Here is a 19,629-nt window from a genome sequence, read left to right as displayed (position 1 = left end):
ACCATCCGGCGCAAGAATGGTCGCGCCGGATCATCGGGGGTAAGAAATGGCGCTCAGCGGGTCGGGACCGGCTCCGCGCCCGAGTAATCGTAAAAGCCGCGCCCGCTCTTCTTGCCGTACCAGCCGGCCTCGACATATTTTACCAGCAGCGGGGCGGGGCGGAACTTGGGATCGCCGGTGCCTTCGAACAGCACGCGGATGATCTCCAGACAGGTGTCGAGCCCGATGAAGTCGGCAAGCGTCAGCGGCCCCATTGGGTGATTGAGCCCGAGCTGGCAGGCGAGATCGATGTCGCGGATCGTCGCGACGCCCTCGCCAAGCGCGAAGATCGCCTCGTTGAGCATCGGCATCAGCACGCGGTTGACGATGAAGCCGGGTGCATCGTTCGCGCGCACCACCGCCTTGCCGAGCCGTTCGGCGAATTGCTCGATCGCGGCGACGGTCGAATCGGCGGTGGCGAGCCCGCGGATCACCTCGATCAGCCCCATTACCGGAACCGGATTGAAGAAGTGGACGCCGATGAAGCGCGCGGGGTCGGGCGCGGCCTGCGCCAACCGGGTGATCGGAATCGACGAGGTGTTCGAGGCGAGCAGCGCGTCGGGGCGCAGCACCGCACCGACATCGGCGAAGATCCGGCGCTTGATCTCCTCGCGCTCGGTCGCCGCCTCGATCACCAGATCGCAGGGGGCGAAGTCGCTGGCGCCGGCGACCGGCTCGATCCGCGCCAGCGTCGCGTCGCGCGCCGCCGCGTCGATCTGGCCCTTGTCGACCGCGCGCGCCAGCCGCTTGGCGATTCCCGCCTTGCCCGCCTCGGCGCGCGCCGCGTCCACGTCGCTGAGCAACACGCGATAGCCCGCCGCGGCGGACACCTGCGCGACCCCCGCGCCCATCTGCCCCGCGCCGATTACGCCGACCACTTGCATCTGCCATCTCCTATTCATGTTGGCGCGCCTTTAACCTGCCGCGGCGATGATGCGCCAGCGACAGGGGGCAGGGCGATGAAAAGAGTGGCGTTTGTGGCTGTGCTCGGGCTGGCCGCCTGTTCGCAGCAGCCCCGGCAAGCGCCACCGACGGCGACTCCGACTCCGACCGCCACGGCGCGTGCCGAGCCGGTTGCGGCTACCGATAGCGACGACCATGCGGTGCCCAAGCCGGGCGAGCAGAAGACGTTCCGCGACTGGACGGTGGCGTGCGACAATGTCGCGCGCTGTGCGATGGCGTCGCTCGGCACCGACGCCGATTTCCCGGCGGTGACGCTGCAGGTGGCGCGGGCCGCCGGGCCGGACGGTGCGATCGAGATCGCGCTGGCGATGCCGCAGGGTGACGGTGCCGCGCCCGCGACGTTGAAGATCGACGGCCGCGCCTTCGCAGTCGTTGGCGAGGGGCTGAGCGGTACGGCCGCAGAGGCGATCGCGCGGGCGCTGGCCAATGCCGCGACGATCGAGGCGCTCGACAAGGCTGGCAAGCGGCTTGGCACGATCTCCGCGGCAGGGGCGTCGGCGGCGTTGCGCTATATCGACGCGCAACAGGGGCGCGCGGAAACGGTGACCGCGCTGGTCGCGCGCGGTGACAAGCCGTCGGTGACGGTGCCGACGGCACGCGCCGCCCCCCGCGTCCGCGCGGTGGCATTCGAGGGCAAGGCGGCGACGCTTGCCCCCGCGTTGCTGGCCAAGATGCGACGGACCGCGGAGTGCGATCCGTCCTTCGCGGACCCCGAACCGCGCGCGCATGGATTAGCGGACGGCGCGACGCTGGTGCTGCTGCCCTGCTCGGCGGGCGCGTATAACGAGATCGACGCGCTGTTCGTCGTGCGCGACGGGAAGGCGACGCCGGCCAGGGTCGATGCGCCGTCCGGGTTTGAGGAAACGGGTGCCGACTCGCAGACCCCGGTCCACAGCGTCATCAACGGCGACGTGGATGGCGGCGTGTTGCGCAGCTATGCCAAAGGGCGCGGGCTCGGCGATTGCGGGGTGATGCAGTCCTTCGTGTGGGATGGCGCGCAATTGCGGCTGACCGAGCAGCGGTCGATGGGCGAATGCCGCGGCAACCCCGATTACCTGCCGGTGTGGCGGGCGCGGGTGGTGCGCGGGTGAGCGTCGCGCTGTTGGTGGCGGGGCAGGCCGCGGTCGCGATCGCGCCGGTCGACGCGGGCGACTGGCGCGTGTTCTGCGACTATCGCCAGCGCTGCGTCGCCTTGTCGCAGGTGCCCGACGGTGGCGATCCCGAGGCTTATCCGCTGGCGGTGCTGCGTCGCGACGGCGCGGTGGCGGCGGTCGACGTACCGATCCCCGCCACGGTCGCGGCGGGGGTGCGGATGACCGTGGCGATCGACGGGCGAACGGTCGCGCAATTGGTTGCGCCGGGTGGTGGAGCCGGATTGTCTTTGCCGTTGACCGGCAACCTCGCCGGCGCGTTGCGGCGCGGGCGGGCGCTGACGCTCGTGGAGCCGGATGGGCGCGTGCGGGTGCGAACGTCGTTGCGTGGACTGACCGCGGCGCTGACGACGATCCGCGAAGGCGCTGCGGTGCCGCCTGCGGCGACCGAGATCAGCGTCCCGCCGCTCGACGCCCGACCGCCGCGCACGCTGTCGCGCAAGCAGCTCGAGAAGCTGGTCGGCAAGCCGGCGAAGGGCTGCGCGACGGTCTATGCGCGCGGCTATCGGCTGGATGCGGGGCACAGTCTGCTCGAGGTGGTGTCGCCCTGTCGCGGGGCGGGCGCGTTGCCCTATGTCGTGCCGGACAGGGGGGATGCGCAGCCTGCCGTCGATCTGCCGGCGGCCGGCGCGTGGGAGCCGGGGCGGCATCGCTACGCGGTACTGCTGCCCGCCACGCCGGGGCGCGATTGCGGGGTGCGGCGCGAGTTCGTGTGGGACGGTGCGCGTTTCCGGCTCGCCGAGGAGCGCGTCGTCGCCGAGTGCCGCCGTGCGACCTATGAGGTTACGACCTATCGTGCGACGGTGCGCGGCGAACAGGACGGGAGGATCCTGACTTCGTCGCCCCGGACTTGATCCGGAGCCTCGCTTCTTCGTTACATAAGAACGAAGCGGGACGCCGGATCAAGTCCGGGAGGACGGTCGAGGAAGCGACCCACCAACGGCGATCCGGCCACTGGGCGGATTGCGCGCGCTGGTCGAGGGTGTAGCATGGTGCGATCAGCCACCGGCACCCCGCCGGGGCGTCTCCAATCGGATGTCACCCTGCCGATGATCGTTCGCACGCTGTCGCTCGCCGCCCTGCTGCTTTCCACCACCGCGCCTGCGCTGGCGCAGACCGACAAGACCACCACCACCGTCGAGAAGAAGCAGGAGGACGACAAGCAGCAGCAACCGCCGCTGCCCGCTGACAAGACGATCACGCAAACCGCGCGGATCGGCGGTCGCGCGATCACCTACAAGGCGACGGTCGGCACGATCCCGGTGCGCGACGAGAAGGGCAAGGAGATCGGGCAGGTGGTTTATACCGCCTACACCGTCCCCGGCAGCGATGCCGCGCGCCCCGTCACCTTCGCCTTCAATGGCGGGCCGGGCGCGGCGTCAGTGTATCTTAACATGGGCGCGGTCGGCCCGAAGCGCGTGCAATTCGGCGCGCAGGGCGACGCGCCGTCCGACGCCCCGATCGCGCGCGACAATCCCAATAGCTGGCTCGACATGACCGATCTGGTCTTCATCGATCCGATCGGCACCGGGTTCAGCCGCAGCCTGGTGGATGCCGATGCGACCAAGAAGGCGTTCTACGCCAACGATCCCGACATCAAATATCTGTCGAAGGTCGTGTACGACTGGCTGGTCAAGGAAGGCCGGCTGCGCTCGCCCAAGTACGTGATGGGCGAAAGCTATGGCGGCTATCGTGCGCCGCGCATCGCCTATGAGCTGCAGTCGCAGATCGGCGTCGGGATCAACGGGCTCATCATGGTGTCGCCCTATCTCGATCCCGCATCGGGCGACGGCGCGACCGCACTGTCGCCGCTGCCGTGGATGATCGACCTGCCGTCGATGGCCGCCGCCAATCTGGAGCGCAAGGGGCAGCTGACCCCCACCGCAATGGCCGAGGTCGAGGCCTATACGCGCGGCGATTTCGCGCGCGACCTGTTGCTGGGGCGTGCGAACACCGAGGCGGTGCAGCGCGTCGTCAGCAACGTCACGCGGCTGACCGGGCTCGATCCGGCGCTGGTGCAGCGGATGGGCGGGCGCGTCGACAGCCGGACGTTCCTGCGTGAAGTGCATCGCAACGATGCGACGATCGGCAGCATCTATGATTCGAACGTCACCGCCTTCGATCCCTTCCCGTGGTCGCCGCGGCAGGAATCGAACGATCCGCTGCTCGATTCACTGATCGCGCCGACCACCAGCGCGATGGTCGATTTCGTGACGCGCGAGGTCGGCTGGAAGACCGACGCGCGCTACAACGCGCTGTCCTATGCGGTGAATGCGGCGTGGGATCGCGGCCAGCCCGCCGACACGCCGGTCAGCGATCTGCGCAAGGCGATCGCCAACGATCCCAAGATGCGCGTGATGATCGTGCACGGCTGGGACGACCTGTCCTGCCCGTTCTTCGCGTCGCGGCTGATCGTCGACCAGATGCCGGCGTTCGGCGTTCAGGAGCGCGTGCAGCTGCGCGTCTACCCCGGCGGCCACATGTTCTACAGCCGCACGGATAGCGGCGCCTCGTTCAAGGCGGATGCGGCGGCGATGTATCGGTGAGGCTCGGGCCGAGACGGTCGAACGGTGCGTGGGGTACGTGCTTCGACAAGCTCGGCACGAACGGTGGGGATGGTCCGAGCGGATTATATCTCGATCGTCGCCCCGTACTTGATCCGGGGCCCCGCTTTCTTTCACCGCGTTGACGTTACTTCCGCCGTCATTGCGACCCCGGCGAAGGCCGGGGGAAGCAATCCAGGGCGTCCTGGTCCGGCTTTGGATTGCTTCGCTGCGCTCGCAATGACGAGCCCTTCTGGCACCTTCCCGCACTTGAGTTCGATCCACCCGTCTTCCGTCGTCACCCCGGCGAAAGCCGGGGCCCAGTTGGGAAGGCCAACGAGATAAGGCGCGACACCCATCATCAGCGTCCCCCAACTGGGCCCCGGCCTTTGCCGGGGTGACGCTTCAGCTTGAAGGGATCACACCTCACGGCCGGGCCGACGGCAAAGCCGCCGCCTCACGTCGAACGAGCGACTTCGCCGCTCGCCGGCCGATCCCGGCCTTGCGCGGGCTATTGCCCGCGCATCGCCGCTCGCGCGGCTAGGCCGGGATTTGCTGGCTGATGCAGTGGAAGCTGCCGCCGCCGGTCAGGATCGCATCGGCGCGCAGCCCCACCACCTCGCGGTCGGGGAACAGCGCGCGGATTGCGTCGACCCCGGCGTCGTCATATTCGCTGCCGTAGATCGGCACGATCACCGCGACGTTGCCGATGTAGAAGTTCATATAGCTGGCCGGCACGACCTGTTCGTCGCGCAGCACGCGGCCCGGTGATGGCACCTCGGCGACCTCGATCCCCATCGCACGCGCGCGGATCGCGGCATCCTGGAAGACCTGCCAGTTCGGATCGTTCTCCTCCGCGCGTGGCAGCGCCAGCCGGTTGGGCGCGACGAACCGCGCGAGATTGTCGACATGCCCGTCGGTATGGTCGTTGAGCAGGCCGTTGCCCAGCCACAGCACGCGCGTCAGCCCGAGGTCGGCCGCCAGCCGCTCCTCGATCTGCTCCTTCGACATTCGCGGATTGCGGTTCGGGTTGAGCAGGCATTGCTCGGTCGTCACCACCAGCCCGGTGCCGTCGCCGTCGATCGCGCCGCCTTCGAGGATCCAGTCGCACGGCACCACCGTCAGCCCGCGCGCGCGCCCGAGCCGCGCGCCGATGTCGTCATCGCCCTCCAGCTCGTACTTGCCGCCCCAGCCGTTGAAGCCGAAGTCGCGCGCCTTGCCGTCGCCGCCGAGGATCGGGGCGGTATCGCGCAACCAGATGTCGCCGAACGGCTCGATCACCACCTCCGCGAACGGGGCGCGTTCCCGCGCGTCGCTGGCGGCTTCCTCATCGGCGGCGACCAGCAACACCTGTTCGCCGCGCCCGTCGGCATGGACGGCACGCGCGAACGCGGTCACTTCGGCGCGTGCCTCGTCGAGATCGTCCTGCCACAATTCGGGATGGCTGGGATAACCGATCCAGACGGCGGCGTGCGGAGCCCATTCGGGCGGCGGAGTCTTGGTCATCGTCGTCCCTCTTACTTGGCAGCCGTGGCGCGGCTCTTGTCGCGAATCGCGCGGAATTCGTCGCCCGCGACCCAATTGGGCCAGGCGCTGCTTTCCGCCAGCGCGCGGCCGATCCCGTAATACAGCTGCACGTCCTTCACCGTGCCCGCCCAATCCCAGTTCGGATCGTACTCGTCCTTGGGGCCGTGGTAGCGATGCTCCTCATAGTCCTTCGCCGCCGCCGCGCCCGCGACCTTGCCGCCCGCGACCAGATCATCGCCGGCGTCGAAATAGATCATCGGCACGCCGCGCTTGGCGAGGCTGAAGTGATCGGAGCGATAATAGAAGCCCTTCTCGGGCGTCGGCTCGGCGCTGGCGACGCGGTTCTGCGTCTTGAGCGCGGCGGTCAGATAGGCGTCCAGCTCCGACTTGCCCTTGCCGACCACCACGACGTTCTTCGCCGGGCCGGCCATCGACAATGCGTCCATGTTGACGCCGCCGACCGTCTGGCTCAGCGGATAGACCGGGTTGGCGGCGTAATATTCGGAGCCGAGCAGCCCGCTTTCCTCGCCGGTGACCGCGACGAACACCTGGCTGCGCGGGGTCGGGCCGGCCTTCACGTTGGCTTCGGCGAGCGCGACCAGCGCGGCGGTGCCGGTCGCATTGTCGATCGCGCCGTTGCAGATGTCGTCGCCGTCGGGCGCCGCCTCGCAATGGCCGAGGTGATCCCAATGCGCGGAATACAGCACATAATCGTTCGGCCGCGTGGTGCCGGGCAGGATGCCGATCACGTTGCGCGACTGGTGACGGCGGACGTTTTCGTCGAACGACACCGAGGCGCGGACGCCGTTCAGCGGGCGCGCGCGGAAGCCCTTGCGCGCGGCGGCGGCGGCGAGCGCGTCGAAGTCCAGCCCCTCACGCTCGAACAGCTTGCGCGCCTGCGCCTCCTGCATCCAGCCGATCGCCGCGCTGTCCCCGGCATGATTGTCGGCGGCGTCGGCGACCTGCTGCGCGCCGGTCCAGCTCGACTGGACGACGTTCCAGCCATAGGCTGCGGGCTCGGTCTGGTGGACGATGATCGCCGCCGCCGCGCCCTGTCGCGCGGCCTCCTCGTACTTGTAGGTCCAGCGACCGTAATAGGTCATCGCGCGCCCGCCGAATGTGCCGGTCAGGCCGGGGGTGCGCCAGTCGGGATCGTTGATGAGGATCAGCACCGTCTTGCCGCGCACGTCGAGCCCGGCATAATCGTTCCAGCCCTTCTCGGGCGCGTTGATGCCGTAACCGACGAAGACGACCGGCGAATCCTTCACCTCTACCCGGGGCGTGATCCGCCACGTGCCGACCACCATGTCGGGTCCATAGGCAAGGCTGATCGGAGCGCCTGCGCCGGTGAACACCAGCGGCGAGACGTTTTTCGCGGTCAGCTCGACCAGCGGCACGTCCTGGTACCAGCTGCCCTTGTTGCCCGGCTTCAGCCCGGCGGCGGCGAAGCGCTTCGCCAGATAGGCGACGGTCTTCTCCTCGCCCGCGGTGCCCGGCGCGCGGCCCTCATAGGCGTCCGACGACAGCTCCTTGGTCACGTCCTTCAGCGTCTGCTCGGAAATCGGCGCGACCGGCGCGACGATCGTCTGCGCCGGAGCGACGCTCGCCAGCGCGAGGAGGGGCAAGGCGGCAAGACGCAAACGCATGAACGAGACTCCGCGGAAACAGGCCCGCCTTCTGCCAAGCGGCGCGGGCGCTGTCCACGCGTTGCGCGCGGCTCAGCCCGAGGTGAGGACGCAATAGGTCAGCAGCGGAATGCCGAACAGCAGGATGGCGAGCAACAGCCCGATCGCCAGCGCATTGCCGGTCGCTGGGCGGGCCGGCGCGACGTCGGGGAATGGGGAGGCGACGGGCAGACGTGGGGCATCGGGCGGCATCGGGTGATCGGTCATGGCAGGGCTTCCGCTGGCTCGGGAGCGCGGCGGCGAGAGGCACGCCGCGCCGGTCATGGCGAAGAGGTCCCGAGCCCGAGCGGCACGCCGCCGGACCCGGGCTAGCCGCGTGCGGCGAGCTGGCCTGCGTGGTCGCGAAAGCGCTGATGAAGAACAGCCGCGTTCATGCTGGAAATATGGCGCTTTTGCCGGGCAAGTCAATGTGACGGCTGGTGATTGCGGCGCCTCCCCGCCCGGGCTCAGTTTACCGGATCGCGCCGCCGCCCATCCCGAACCAGGTGTCGTCGAGCGCGTTCTGGACGAGCGTTTTCATGCGCTGGCTGGCGGTGTCGGCGTCCGCGGCGGCGATCGCGTCATAGACGAGGCGGTGCTCTGGCACGGGATCGCGGGGCAGCGCGCGCTTGCGCTGCTTGAAGCGCGTCGACCATTCGACGCCCGCCGCGATCCCCGAGCTGAGCGCGATCAACGCGTCATTGTCCGACGCGTTGAGGATCGTCTCGTGGAAGCGCCGGTCGGCGGCCAGCCCCTGTTCGTCGGCCAGCGTCAGCCGGTCCATGTCGTGCAGCGCCTGGTCCATGATCGCCAGATCCTCGTCGCTGCGCCGCTCGGCGGCCAGCCGCGCGGCGAACGGCTCGATCACCGCGCGCAGCTCGAACAGGCTGCGCAGCAGGCGCATGTCGGGCGTGCCCGAAAACGCCCAGGCGAGCACGTCGGGGTCGAGCATGTTCCAGCGTCCGCGCGGCAGGATGCGCGTGCCGGTCTTGGGCTTGCTCTCGACCAGCCCCTTGGCGATCAGCGCCTGCACCGCCTCGCGATACGCGCCGCGCGACACGCCCAGTTCGCTCGCATGCGCGACCTCGCCGGGCAGCGCCTGGCCTGGCTGGTAGTCGCCGGCGAGGATCGAGCGGCCCAGCGCCTGCAGCACCGCGCCGCGGATCCGCCGGCCCGACCCGCGCGGTTCGGGCCGGGGGTCAGTCGGGGAGAGCGTCATGCCTGCAAGCGGTAGAGACCCGCGCCATGCGGCGGCAGCGGCTGCACGAGCCGGTCGGTGATGGTGCCCAGCGCCGCGCCGCTCCACAGGTCGGTCGCGCGCACCGTGCCGGGCAGATCGAGCGCGCGCAGTGCGATGCCGACGTCGCGGGGTGCGTTGCCGGTGTTGAACAGCGCCACATACCGATCGCGCGGCGCGCCTTCGGGCTTCGCCGACCAGATCCGCACGCCATCGGCGACGAAGTGTGGCTGGTTGTCGGTCGAGGCCTGGTTGACCGCCAGCACCGCACGATTGGTCAGCAACGCGAGCGTCGGCGCATCGAGGTGGCGCAGGTCGCCGCCCATGATCAGCGGCGAGCGCGCGATCGACCACAAGGTCATCAGCGTCCGCTGCTCGTCAGGGGTGAACTTCGTGTCGCGCTTGCCGAGCGCGAGCCGGCCGAGCGGCAGCATGTCGGCATCGGGCCAAGCGCCGGGGCGGCGCCACGGGTTCCAGTTCTCCAGCCGGGTGAACTGCGCCTCCAGCATCCCCCAATCGTCCCAGAAATCGTCGGAGATGCGCCACATCTGCGCATGGCGGCGGACATGGTCGCCGCGGATCACCGGGGTTTCGCCGGGCGACAGGCTAAGCGTGATCGCGCGTCCGCTGTTGACGATCGCCTGATGCGCGGCCTCGATCTCGGGCGCATGCGCGTCATAGGGGCGGCTCATGTCGTCCATCTTGACGAAGTCGACGCCCCAGTCGGCATAGAGGCGGAAGATGCTGTCGTAATAGGCCTGTGCGCCCGGCTTCGTCATGTCGACGCCGTACATGTCGGGGTTCCACGAACAGATGCTGTTCGTGTCGGCGACGTCGGCGGCGCGGTACTTGGTGCCCAGGATCGGCAGGTTCTTCTTGACCGCCAGCCGCGGGATGCCGCGCATGACGTGGATGCCGAACTTCATCCCCATCGCGTGGATGTCGGCGGCGAGCTTCGTGAACCCCGATCCGTCGGCGCTCGACGGGAAGCGGTTTGGCGCGGGGATCACCCGGCCATAGCCGTCGAGCGCGGGCAGCGGATCGGCATTGTAGGTGTAGCTCGAGGCCTGCGGCTCATACCATTGGATGTCGACCGTGAAGACGTCGTAGCCGAACGGCAGCAGCCGGGCGCGCATGATCGCGGCGGTTTCGCGCGCCTGCGCCTCGGTGATCGTCGTCGCGAAACTGTTCCAGCTGTTCCAGCCCATCGGCGGCCGCGGCGCGAGCAGCGCGGTCGATACCGCAGCGCGCGCGCCCGGCGCGAGGGTCACGCCTGCTGCCGTCGCGCCGACAAGCGCCTGACGTCGATTGATTCCCGTCTTTGTCACGCCGTCCGCTCTCCCTCGCCACAGTTTCCGGTGTCGTAGATGGCCGAATCGGCCGTTGGAAGAGGGTACGAGCCCGGTGGCACTGGATGGGTCGGAGCGAACCGGCCGGTGGGGTGAGCGAAGGCGGCCGCGCTCGCTGCGGTGCCCGAAGCGTCGTCGATGCAACGACAGGCTATCATCGTCAGCGGGGCCAAAGCGCACCCGTAAGCGCGGCCGAATGTAGATCGTTTGCAAAGCACTGGAGCAGATCGATTATCCGTCTATGTTGGCGCTAACATTCCCTTCACATGTTCTGAACACCTGGAACGTGGCGCTACTGCCCTCGAATTCAGCTCCGCCACCAAATACTACAAAATGCTTTGTTTTGAGAAAAAGTAGGCTTATTGGGAGCGCTACCGACAAAGCGCTAAGCGCAGGTGGATTTTAAGGGGGGGATATGATTTCGTACCGTCATCACTCGCGCGCGCTTCGTCGTAGCGCATCGACGATCGCCCTGGCCGCGGTCGCGTTCGCCACATCGGCGCAGGCGCAGATCGAACCGCAGGGCACCGTCGGCACCACGCAGGAAGCCACCGGTGAGGACGCAGGAGCGGGCGACGTCGTCGTCACCGGCCGCCGCGCCGCATTGCAGGCCGCCGACGAGCGCAAGCGCCGCAGCGAAACGATCGTCGATTCGATCGTCGCCGACGACGCCGGCAAGCTCCCCGACAATTCGATCACCGAAGTGCTGCAGCGCGTCTCGGGCGTGTCGATCGTCCGCTTCGCCGCGCTGGGCGATCCCGATCACTATTCGGTGCAGGGCTCGGGCGTGCAGGTCCGCGGCCTGACCGGCGTCGCCTCGCGCCTGAACGGCCGCGAGATCTTCAGCGCGAACAACGGCCGCGCGATCCTGTGGAGCGACGTGACGCCCGAGCTGATGGCCGCAGTCGACGTCTACAAGGCGTCCACCGCCGATCTGATCGAAGGCGGCACCGGCGGGCAGATCGACCTGCGCACCAAGATGCCGTTCGACTTCAACGGCGACTGGCATGTCGCCGGCACCGGCGAGCTGAGCCTGGGCGACATGGCGAACAAGGCCGATCCGATGGGTTCGGTGCTGGTCACCAAGTCGTTCGACACCGGCATCGGACGGATTGGCGTGCTGGCGGACGTGGCGTACAGCCAGTTCAGCTCGCTGTCGCAGTTCATCCGTACCGAGCCCTATTTCAAGACGCGCATCAACTCGAACGATTACTATATCCCCGGCGGCTTTACGTACGGGGACGAGGCGTTCCAGTATCGCCGTTATGGTATCTACGGCGCGGTGCAATGGGCGCCGTCGGATTCGCTGACCTTCACCGGCAGCTTCTTCCAGTCGCGCTACAAGAGCACGTCGAGCGACTATGGCGCGCAGGTGTCGTCGCAGACGCTGGCGGTCGATCCGTCGACCAGCGAGTTCGACGAAAACGGGCTGTTGCTCAAGACCAACTCGTTGTTCAATCGCGACACTGGCACCTTCCAGCCGAGCAGCGGGCAGGTGAACAGCAGCGGCAATAAGGGCTACGTCACCAGCAACACTGTCACGCGCGACTATTCGCTTTCGTTCGCTTGGGCGCCTGATGACAGTCCGTTGTCGATCAAGGGCGCGCTGCAGCGCGTCGATTCCCAGCAGATCTACGACCGGATCGACATCTTCCGTGAGATCGGGTTTGGTCAGGGCTTCGGCATGGACCTGACAGGGGACTTGCCGCGCATCACGGTCGGGTCGTCGACGCAGGCGTCGTTCGCCGATCCGTCGAGCTATTTCTGGTCGGCCTCGATGCCGCACAATGAGGATAACAAGGGTCGGCTCGACACCGCGCAGCTCGACGCGGAATACAAGTTCGACGACAGCTTCTTCCGTTCGGTGAAGATCGGCGGTCGCGCTGCCAAGCGGACCGAACGTGATTTCTCGAACGGCTATAACTGGACCGCGCTGGGCCGTGGATGGAACGGGGACCCGCAGCTAACCTATGCCAATGCGGCACCCGGCGACATCTCGTACCACGCCTTCAACGACTTCTTCCGCGGCGAGACGACGCTGCCCGGCAATCTGATGTTCGCATCGGAAGCGTTGGCATCGCGGTACAACACCAACCGGACCGGGCTGGTGCAGTCGCCGCCGACCGGCTTCTGCGGCCCGGCGACCATCCCCGATCCCGCCAATCCGGGCGCGACGATCTCGAATCCGCAATGGTCGAACTGCTCGTCGTCGGGCGCGTTGCCGGCTGGTAGCGGCTACGGCGGCGCATCGGGTATCCGTCCGGTCCGTTTCGTCCTGCCCGACGACCGCGTTGACAATCAGACCCGCAATCTGGCGGCCTACGCGTTGCTGCGCTTCGGTCCACAGGGCGATGCGCCGGGTATCTCGGGCAACGTCGGCGTGCGCGTCGTCAACATCACGAACGAGGGCAGCGGCTACATTCGGCAGAACGGTACGACCTTCATCCGCAACGGCGCTACGGCAACGCTGACCAACGATGCCGTGCCGCGTGGCGGCAAGGCCGAGTTCACGCGCGTGCTGCCGTCGATCAATCTCGAATTCGCGCCATCCGAGCGGAGCAAGATTCGCGCGGGCTATAACATCACGCTCGATCTGCCGAGCTTCAACGCATTGCGCGCGTCGGGTACGGTCGGGGTGGCGACGACTCCGGCGAGCACCCCGGGCGGACTGCCGAATTTCACCAATTTCACGACGGAAACCGGCAATCCGTTATTGAAGCCGACGATGTCGAACAACTTCGACCTGTCGTTCGAATATTATCTGAAGCCCGGTACGGCGTTCCATATCGCGCCATTCTACAAGCGGTTGACCGATCTGCCGATCTTCTCGTTGACCCAGCGTCAGGTAAGCATCGTCTTCTCGGATGGCACTACCGAAGTCGCCAATATTGCGGCGTCCGACTATATCAACTCGCCGAAGGCGGCGACGATCAAGGGTGTCGAAGTAGGCGGCCGCTTCTTCCTCGATATGCTGCCGGGCTGGTTGAGCGGTTTTGGCTTTGACGGTAACTATACCTTCATCGACAGCAAGAATCCGGGCGACCTCTATCGCGACATCAACGGCGTCATCAAAAGTGACGCGCCGCTGGTGGGCTTGTCGAAGCACAACTTCAACGCCGCGCTATTGTACGAACGCAATCCAATCTCCTTCCGCGTCGCGTATTCGTGGCGCTCGCGCTACCTGCAGTCGACCAACAGCAACGGCACGAACCCGACGTACAATTACTTCACGGCGGCTAATACCTCGACGCCGATCCAGATCGCGCTTCCGGTCTATGGCGACAATTACGGGTCGCTCGACGCTGGTGTCCGCTTCAAGGTGACCGAGAACTTCTCGTTCGGTATTCAGGGCACCAACCTGACCGCCGCGACGCAGCGGACGGTGATGGGCGGCTATCCCGGCGGCGAACTGGTCGGGCGCAGCTGGTTCCAGGCGGATCGTCGGATCAGTACCGGCATCAACCTGTCGTTCTGATAGGATGCGCAGGCTCGCCCGGAGGGGCGGGCCTGCGAAGGAGTCGGTGATGAAGAAGCGCGTCCTGATCGTCGGTGGCGGGACCGCCGGCTGGCTCACCGCCGGCTATTTGGCGAAACGGCTGAGCGCGGACCTGCCCGGCGGGGCCGCGATCACGCTGATCGAATCGACCGACATCGGCATCTTGGGCGTGGGGGAGGGGACCTTCCCCACGATCCGCAACACGCTGGCGACGATCGGGATCAGCGAAGCCGATCTCGTCCGGCATTGCGGCGCGAGCTTCAAGCAGGGCGCAAAGTTCGCGCACTGGCGCTTCACCCCCGGCACGGCCGGGCCGGACCATTACACCCACCCGTTTCAGGTCGCCGAGGCGGCGAACGGCGTCGAGCTGTTGCCGTACTGGCTGCTCGGCCACGGCGGCGCCGACAATTGGGACGCGGTGTGCAGCCCGCAGAAAAAGGCCGCAGACGCGCACCGCGCGCCCAAGCTGCCCAGCCATCCCGACTATGTCGCGCCGCTCAATTACGCTTTCCATTTCGACGCGGTGGCGCTCGCCGCGCTACTGCGCGACAAGGCGGTGGCGAGCGGGGTGACGCATCTCGACGGGCGCGTCGACGACGTGACGGTCGGCGAGGATGGCGCGATCGCCGGGGTCGTCACCGATCGTCACGGCACGCTGACAGCCGATCTCTACATCGACTGTACCGGCTTCCGGGCCGAGCTGATCGGCAAGGCGCTGGGGATGCCGTACCGATCGTGCCGCGACGTGCTGTTCTGCGACACCGCGCTGGCGGTGCAGGTGCCGTATCGCGACGAGCGCGAGCCGATCGTCAGCTACACCGTCGCCACCGCGCAAGAGGCGGGGTGGATGTGGGACATCGGACTCGATCGCCGCCGCGGGGTCGGGCACGTCTATTCGTCGGCGCACACCGACGACGCGCGCGCGGCGGAATTGCTGCGCGCCTACACCGGGCAGGATCTGGAGCCGCGCAAGATCCGCTTCGAGGCTGGCTATCGTGAGGTCAACTGGCACCGCAACTGCGTCGCGATCGGACTGTCGAGCGGGTTCTTCGAACCGCTGGAGGCGACCGGGATCGTCTTTTCCGAAGTAGCGGCGGGGATGGTCGCGAACCTGTTCCCGTGGGGTGGCGATTACGAGACCTCCGCGCGACAGTTCAATGCAAACATGCTGAAGCGGTACCAGCGCGCACGCGACTTCATCAAATTGCATTATTGCATCACCGAACGGCGCGATTCCGATTTTTGGCGTGATAATATCGCGGCATCTTCGATCCCGGACAGCGTCCACGACATGCTGGAACGCTGGCGTTTCCGTCCCCCGACCGAGATCGACATGGACGCCAATGTCGACATCTTCACCGACGCCAGCTGGCAATATGTGTTGTACGGCATGGGCTGGAAAACGGATTTGTCCGCCCGCGCAGGTGCTTATCGCTACGCCGACGAGGCGCGGCGCGCGTTCGCGGAGGTCGAGCGGCAGGCGGCGTTTGCGGTTGCCAACCTGCCGAGCAACCGGCAACTGATTGATTACGCACGTGTTCGCGGGTTCGGCGCGGCGTGAAGCGGGTCGTCATCGTCGGGGGCGGCACCGCCGGATGGATGACCGCCGCGGTCCTCGCTCGGCTGACCGACGCGGGCATTTCGGTCACCTTGGTCGAGTCCGAAGAGATCGGAACGGTCGGCGTCGGCGAGGCGACGATCCCGTCGTTACACGACTATAATCAGCGACTTGGCATCGACGAAGACGCCTTCGTCCGAGCCACGGGCGCGACCTTCAAGCTCGGGATCGAGTTCGTCGACTGGCGGCGTATCGGCGAACGCTATCTGCACCCGTTCGGCACGTTCGGCCGCGACGTGCAGGGCGTCAAATTTCACCAGCTCTGGGCACGCGCGGACCGTGACGGCGACGGCGTGGGCGCGCTGGAGGACTATTGCCTGACCGCGGTCGCGGCGCGGCAGGCGCGCTTCACGCGACCCTCGCGCGACCCGGCGGCGGTGTTGTCGTCGCTGCGCTACGCCTTCCACTTCGACGCCGGGCTGTACGCGGCCTTTCTGCGCGACCGGGCGACCGGTGAGGGCGTGACCCGCATCGAGGGGCGGATCGGCACGGTCGAGCTGGCCCCCGAGCGCGGCGATATCGCGGCGGTCGTGCTGGCGGACGGGCGGCGGATCGCGGGCGACTTCTTCGTCGATTGCAGCGGGTTTCGCTCGCTGCTGCTCGGCGAGGCGCTGGGCGTGCCGTTCGTCAGCTGGCAGCACTGGCTGCCGTGCGACCGCGCGCTGGCGGTGCCGAGCGCCTCCACCACCCCGCTGTTGCCGTACACGCGCGCGACCGCCGAGTCCGCCGGATGGCGCTGGCGGATCCCGCTCCAGCATCGCGTCGGCAACGGCCATGTCTATGCCAGCGCGTTCGTCGACGACCAGCAGGCAGCGGACGCGCTGCTCGGCGGGCTCGACGGTGCGGCGCTAGGCGAGCCGCGCGCGCTGCGCTTCACCGCGGGCGTTCGCGAGCGGCTGTGGGAGCGGAATTGCGTTGCGATCGGACTGGCGGGCGGGTTCCTGGAACCGCTCGAATCGACCAGCATCCATCTGATCCAGTCAGGGATTGCGCGGTTGATGAGCCTGTTCCCCGGCGAGGCGCACGCCACCGTCGAACGCGACACCTATAACCGCCTGCTCGGTACCGAGTATCGCCAGATCCGCGACTTCATCATCCTCCATTATCACGCCACCGCGCGCGACGATTCACCCTTCTGGCAGCATTGCCGCACGATGACGCCGCCCGACACGCTCGCCGAGAAGCTGGCGCTGTGGCGCGAACGCGGGCGGGTGCTGCCCGAGCCGGGTGAATTGTTCACCGACGATAGCTGGGTCGCGGTGATGGCGGGGCAGGAGGCGCCGCCGCGCGCGCTCGATCCGCTGCTGGACGCGCTGCCCGCTGAGGAGGCGGGTCGGTTCCTCCGCCACCTGCGCGGCGTCATCGCGCAGACCGCGGCGGCAATGCCCGATCATGCCGCCTTCATCGCGCGGCATTGCGCCAGCGCCAGCCGGGGCTGACGATATGCGACGCTCGTTCCTGATCGCGCTGGCGATGCTCGCCTGCACGGGTGCCGCGCCGCCGGCGACGCCGTATCGTTGGCACAATGTCGTCGTCGGCGGGGGCGGGTTCGCGCCGGGGATCGTGTTCAGCCCGGTCGAGCAGGGGCTGGCCTATCTGCGCACCGACATGGGTGGCGCATATCGCTGGGACGCGCGCACTCGCCGCTGGCTGCCGTTGCAGGATGACGAGGCCGAGTCGAACTTCATGGGAATCGAGAGCATTGCGCCCGATCCTCATGACGCAGACGTCGTCTATTTGGCGGCTGGCATGTCGGCGCGTGGCCCGGCGGCGATCTTCCGCTCCGCTGACCGCGGCGCGCATTGGCGCAAGACGATCGTGCCGTTCGCGATGGGCGGCAACGAGGACGGACGCGGGCTGGGCGAGCGGCTAGCGATCGATCCGCATCATACCGCCACGCTGTTGTTCGGATCACGCCACGACGGCCTGTGGCGTAGCGACGATGCCGGCGCGCGCTGGACGAAGGTGGGCAGCTTCCCCTTGGCAGGGCTTGGACGGCCCGACCGGCCACGCATGACACACGGCGGGTTGTCGTTCGTGCTGTTCGACCCGACGCAGCGCGGGCGGATTTTCGTCGCCAGCGCCGACGCGGGCGAGCGGCACCTGTTCCGCTCCGACGACGGCGGCGCGCGGTGGCAGGCGGTGCCGGGTGGCCCGACGGCAGACCTGTTGCCGGTCAAGGGCGTGATCGGCGCCGACGGTGTGCTGACGCTTACCTATTGTGACGCGATCGGCCCCAACGGAATCACGCGTGGCGCAGTGTGGCGGTTCGATCCGCGCAGCGGCGCGTGGCGGGACGTCACGCCGCTGAAGGGCGCGGCAGTGGTGCCCGGCGGCTATATGGGCGTGGCGGTCGCCGCAAACGATCCGCGGGTGATCGCGGTCGCGACGGTCAACCGCTATCGCCCCGGCGATACGGTGTGGCGCTCGGCTGATGCCGGGCGGACGTGGCGCGAGTTGGCGCGCGACAGCGTCCGCGACGTCTCGGCCACGCCGTTCCTTGATTTCGACGGCAAGGCGAACTTCGGGCATTGGATTGCGGGGCTGGCGATCGACCCGTTCGACGCCGGTCACGCGGCCTATGTCACCGGCGCGACAATCTATGCCACCGACGATTTCGCTCAATCGCGTGCGATGCGCTGGGCGCCGTGGACGCGCGGGATCGAGCAGACTGCGATCATCACGTTCGTCAGCCCGACCGGCGGCGCGCCGCTGGTGTCCGGCTTCGGCGATCTCGGCGGGTTCCGGCATGACGACCTGACGCGCTCGCCCTCGCATGTGCATCGTAACCCGATGCTTACCAACACCAATTCGCTCGATTATGCCGGCACGGCGCCGCAGGTGTTGGTGCGCAGCGGCAACACGCACAAGCCGGTCGTGCCCGACACCTCGCTGGCGTGGTCGGGGGATGGCGGCGAGACGTGGCAGCCGTTGCGTGTGCCGGCGCAGGCCGGAGCGGGCGGGGCACCGTCGCGCGCGCAAACCGGGAGTGCGGCGATCACGGTTTCGGCGGATGGGGCCACCTTCCTGGTCGAGACCGAACAGCAATTGCTGACGCGCGATTGGGGGAAAAGCTGGATCACTGTCAGTGGTTTGCCGACCCCCGCGCGCGTAACCGCCGACAAGGAGGACGCGCGTCGTTTCTATGCGGTCGATGCGGACGGCGGGCGCGTCTTGCGTAGCGACGACGGTGGAGTGACGTTCCGTAAGGTTGGTGGCATTGGGTTGCCGGCCGATTTGTCCGGCGCGCGGGCGGTCGGGCGGGAGGCGGCCAACCCGCTGGTCGCGGTGCCGGGGCGCGCCGGTGCCTTGTGGTTGCTGGTCGGAACAGACCTTTATCGTTCTTCCGATGGCGGCGAGCATTGGGCGCGTGCCTCGCAAGGCATTGCCATCACGCGCTTTGGGCTCGGCAAGGGCGTGGCTGGCGCCGACGGGCCGGCGCTTTATGCGATCGGTTCAGTGGGCGCGCAGCGCGGCATCTATCGGTCGATCGATGGCGGTGCGCGCTGGACGCGGATCAACGACGACGCGCACCAATGGGGGTTGCGGCTGCGCGTCATCAGCGGTGATCCGCGTGTGTTTGGAAGGGTTTACGTCGGGAGCGACGGCCGCGGGATCATGTATGGCGACCCGGCCGGGCCCACGCCGTAAGCGGCCCGTCAGGGAACCAGTTTCTTGACCAGCGCGACCAGCTTGGCGGCGTCAAAAGGCTTTACAAGCCAACCAGTTGCGCCCGCCGACTTGGCGGTTTGGCGGAGGTCTTCCTGCGATTCCGTCGTCAGCAGGACGATCGGGGTGAAGGTCATCCCTGGGCGCTTGCGGACTTCCTTTACCAGATCGATGCCGCTCATCCCGTCCATGTTGAGGTCTGTCAAAATCATCCGTGGCATCAGACCGTTAGCGAGGTGATCCAGCGCGGCTTCGGCGCTGGGAGCCTCTTTCACGTCGAGGCCGGTGGGGCGCAGCGCGATCGAGACGCTCATGAGCATCGAGGGGGAATCGTCAACGATCAGGATCGTATCAGCCACAATAGGTCCTTCAA

Annotated in this window: 14 protein-coding genes; 7 read left to right on the top strand and 7 right to left on the bottom strand. The window is 67.7% G+C overall.

The features are described from left to right. Positions 1-53: 53 nt before the first annotated feature. A complete protein-coding gene (locus SPHPH_RS0109400; protein ID WP_028966469.1) occupies positions 54-923 on the bottom strand; it encodes a 3-hydroxybutyryl-CoA dehydrogenase in 870 nt (289 codons plus the stop codon). A gap of 93 nt (positions 924-1,016) precedes the next feature. Between SPHPH_RS0109400 and SPHPH_RS0109395 the strand changes: the two genes are divergently transcribed. From SPHPH_RS0109395 to SPHPH_RS0109385, 3 genes are all read left to right on the top strand, one after another. Continuing rightward, positions 1,017-2,093 (top strand): DUF1176 domain-containing protein, encoded by a 1,077-nt coding sequence (locus SPHPH_RS0109395; RefSeq protein ID WP_238303021.1) that lies wholly within the window; start codon positions 1,017-1,019, stop codon positions 2,091-2,093. After that, positions 2,036-3,007 (top strand): DUF1176 domain-containing protein, encoded by a 972-nt coding sequence (locus tag SPHPH_RS0109390; RefSeq protein ID WP_156025942.1) that lies wholly within the window; start codon positions 2,036-2,038, stop codon positions 3,005-3,007. Before SPHPH_RS0109395 ends, SPHPH_RS0109390 begins: the two co-directional genes overlap by 58 nt. 195 nt (positions 3,008-3,202) lie before the next feature. Beyond that, positions 3,203-4,699 (top strand): S10 family peptidase, encoded by a 1,497-nt coding sequence (locus SPHPH_RS0109385; protein WP_028966466.1) that lies wholly within the window; start codon positions 3,203-3,205, stop codon positions 4,697-4,699. Positions 4,700-5,236: 537 nt separating this feature from the next. Here the strand turns inward: SPHPH_RS0109385 and SPHPH_RS0109380 are convergent. The 5 genes from SPHPH_RS0109380 to SPHPH_RS0109360 form a co-directional block, all read right to left on the bottom strand. Beyond that, entirely contained in the window at positions 5,237-6,202 is a 966-nt protein-coding gene (locus SPHPH_RS0109380; protein ID WP_028966465.1) for an agmatine deiminase family protein, read from the bottom strand. 11 nt (positions 6,203-6,213) lie between these two features. Next, a complete protein-coding gene (locus tag SPHPH_RS0109375) occupies positions 6,214-7,869 on the bottom strand; it encodes a M28 family peptidase (protein WP_028966464.1) in 1,656 nt (551 codons plus the stop codon). 72 nt (positions 7,870-7,941) lie between these two features. After that, on the bottom strand, positions 7,942-8,115 hold the full coding sequence (locus SPHPH_RS21130) for a hypothetical protein (RefSeq protein ID WP_156025940.1): 174 nt from the start codon (positions 8,113-8,115) through the stop codon (positions 7,942-7,944). Between the two features lie 244 nt (positions 8,116-8,359). Then, the gene (locus tag SPHPH_RS0109365; RefSeq protein WP_028966463.1) at positions 8,360-9,106 is read right to left on the bottom strand and encodes a FadR/GntR family transcriptional regulator; all 747 of its coding nucleotides are present in this window, start codon (positions 9,104-9,106) and stop codon (positions 8,360-8,362) included. Continuing rightward, a complete protein-coding gene (locus SPHPH_RS0109360) occupies positions 9,103-10,395 on the bottom strand; it encodes a glycoside hydrolase family 27 protein (RefSeq protein WP_238303019.1) in 1,293 nt (430 codons plus the stop codon). Before SPHPH_RS0109360 ends, SPHPH_RS0109365 begins: the two co-directional genes overlap by 4 nt. 493 nt (positions 10,396-10,888) lie before the next feature. On the opposite strand from SPHPH_RS0109360, the gene SPHPH_RS0109355 reads away from it, so the two are divergent. Genes SPHPH_RS0109355 through SPHPH_RS0109340 form a run of 4 tightly spaced genes read left to right on the top strand, consistent with a single transcriptional unit; the run spans position 10,889 to position 19,238 of the window. Next, positions 10,889-13,948, top strand: coding sequence for a TonB-dependent receptor (locus SPHPH_RS0109355; RefSeq protein ID WP_028966461.1), 3,060 nt, complete (start codon positions 10,889-10,891; stop codon positions 13,946-13,948). A 49-nt stretch (positions 13,949-13,997) separates the two neighbouring features. Then, positions 13,998-15,530 (top strand): tryptophan halogenase family protein, encoded by a 1,533-nt coding sequence (locus SPHPH_RS0109350; RefSeq protein WP_028966460.1) that lies wholly within the window; start codon positions 13,998-14,000, stop codon positions 15,528-15,530. Continuing rightward, positions 15,527-17,026, top strand: coding sequence for a tryptophan halogenase family protein (locus SPHPH_RS0109345; RefSeq protein WP_028966459.1), 1,500 nt, complete (start codon positions 15,527-15,529; stop codon positions 17,024-17,026). The genes SPHPH_RS0109350 and SPHPH_RS0109345 overlap by 4 nt, the downstream gene beginning before the upstream one ends. A gap of 4 nt (positions 17,027-17,030) precedes the next feature. Beyond that, the gene (locus SPHPH_RS0109340; protein ID WP_238303018.1) at positions 17,031-19,238 is read left to right on the top strand and encodes a WD40/YVTN/BNR-like repeat-containing protein; all 2,208 of its coding nucleotides are present in this window, start codon (positions 17,031-17,033) and stop codon (positions 19,236-19,238) included. 8 nt (positions 19,239-19,246) lie between these two features. Here SPHPH_RS0109340 and SPHPH_RS0109335 read toward each other — a convergent pair whose 3' ends face one another. Continuing rightward, positions 19,247-19,615: a response regulator gene (locus tag SPHPH_RS0109335; protein ID WP_028966457.1), complete on the bottom strand. Its 369-nt coding sequence runs from the start codon at positions 19,613-19,615 to the stop codon at positions 19,247-19,249. Between the last annotated feature and the right edge of the window lie 14 nt (positions 19,616-19,629).

It is taken from the genome of Sphingomonas phyllosphaerae FA2 (assembly GCF_000427645.1).
Classification (GTDB): Bacteria; Pseudomonadota; Alphaproteobacteria; order Sphingomonadales; family Sphingomonadaceae; genus Sphingomonas; species Sphingomonas phyllosphaerae.
The sequence above is the reverse complement of the archived record's forward strand: the minus strand, read 5'-3'. Positions and strand labels throughout refer to the sequence as shown.

What these genes read in the sequence shown, in the direction of transcription:
- SPHPH_RS0109350 (WP_028966460.1), top strand. Translation starts at nt 13,998, where the DNA reads ATGAAGAAGCGCGTCCTGATCGTCGGTGGCGGGACCGCCGGCTGGCTC.
- SPHPH_RS0109365 (WP_028966463.1), bottom strand. Translation starts at nt 9,106, where the DNA reads ATGACGCTCTCCCCGACTGACCCCCGGCCCGAACCGCGCGGGTCGGGC.
- SPHPH_RS0109385 (WP_028966466.1), top strand. Translation starts at nt 3,203, where the DNA reads ATGATCGTTCGCACGCTGTCGCTCGCCGCCCTGCTGCTTTCCACCACC.
- SPHPH_RS0109355 (WP_028966461.1), top strand. Translation starts at nt 10,889, where the DNA reads ATGATTTCGTACCGTCATCACTCGCGCGCGCTTCGTCGTAGCGCATCG.
- SPHPH_RS0109390 (WP_156025942.1), top strand. Translation starts at nt 2,036, where the DNA reads ATGCCGCGGCAACCCCGATTACCTGCCGGTGTGGCGGGCGCGGGTGGT.
- SPHPH_RS0109380 (WP_028966465.1), bottom strand. Translation starts at nt 6,202, where the DNA reads ATGACCAAGACTCCGCCGCCCGAATGGGCTCCGCACGCCGCCGTCTGG.
- SPHPH_RS0109375 (WP_028966464.1), bottom strand. Translation starts at nt 7,869, where the DNA reads ATGCGTTTGCGTCTTGCCGCCTTGCCCCTCCTCGCGCTGGCGAGCGTC.
- SPHPH_RS0109400 (WP_028966469.1), bottom strand. Translation starts at nt 923, where the DNA reads ATGCAAGTGGTCGGCGTAATCGGCGCGGGGCAGATGGGCGCGGGGGTC.
- SPHPH_RS0109340 (WP_238303018.1), top strand. Translation starts at nt 17,031, where the DNA reads ATGCGACGCTCGTTCCTGATCGCGCTGGCGATGCTCGCCTGCACGGGT.
- SPHPH_RS21130 (WP_156025940.1), bottom strand. Translation starts at nt 8,115, where the DNA reads ATGACCGATCACCCGATGCCGCCCGATGCCCCACGTCTGCCCGTCGCC.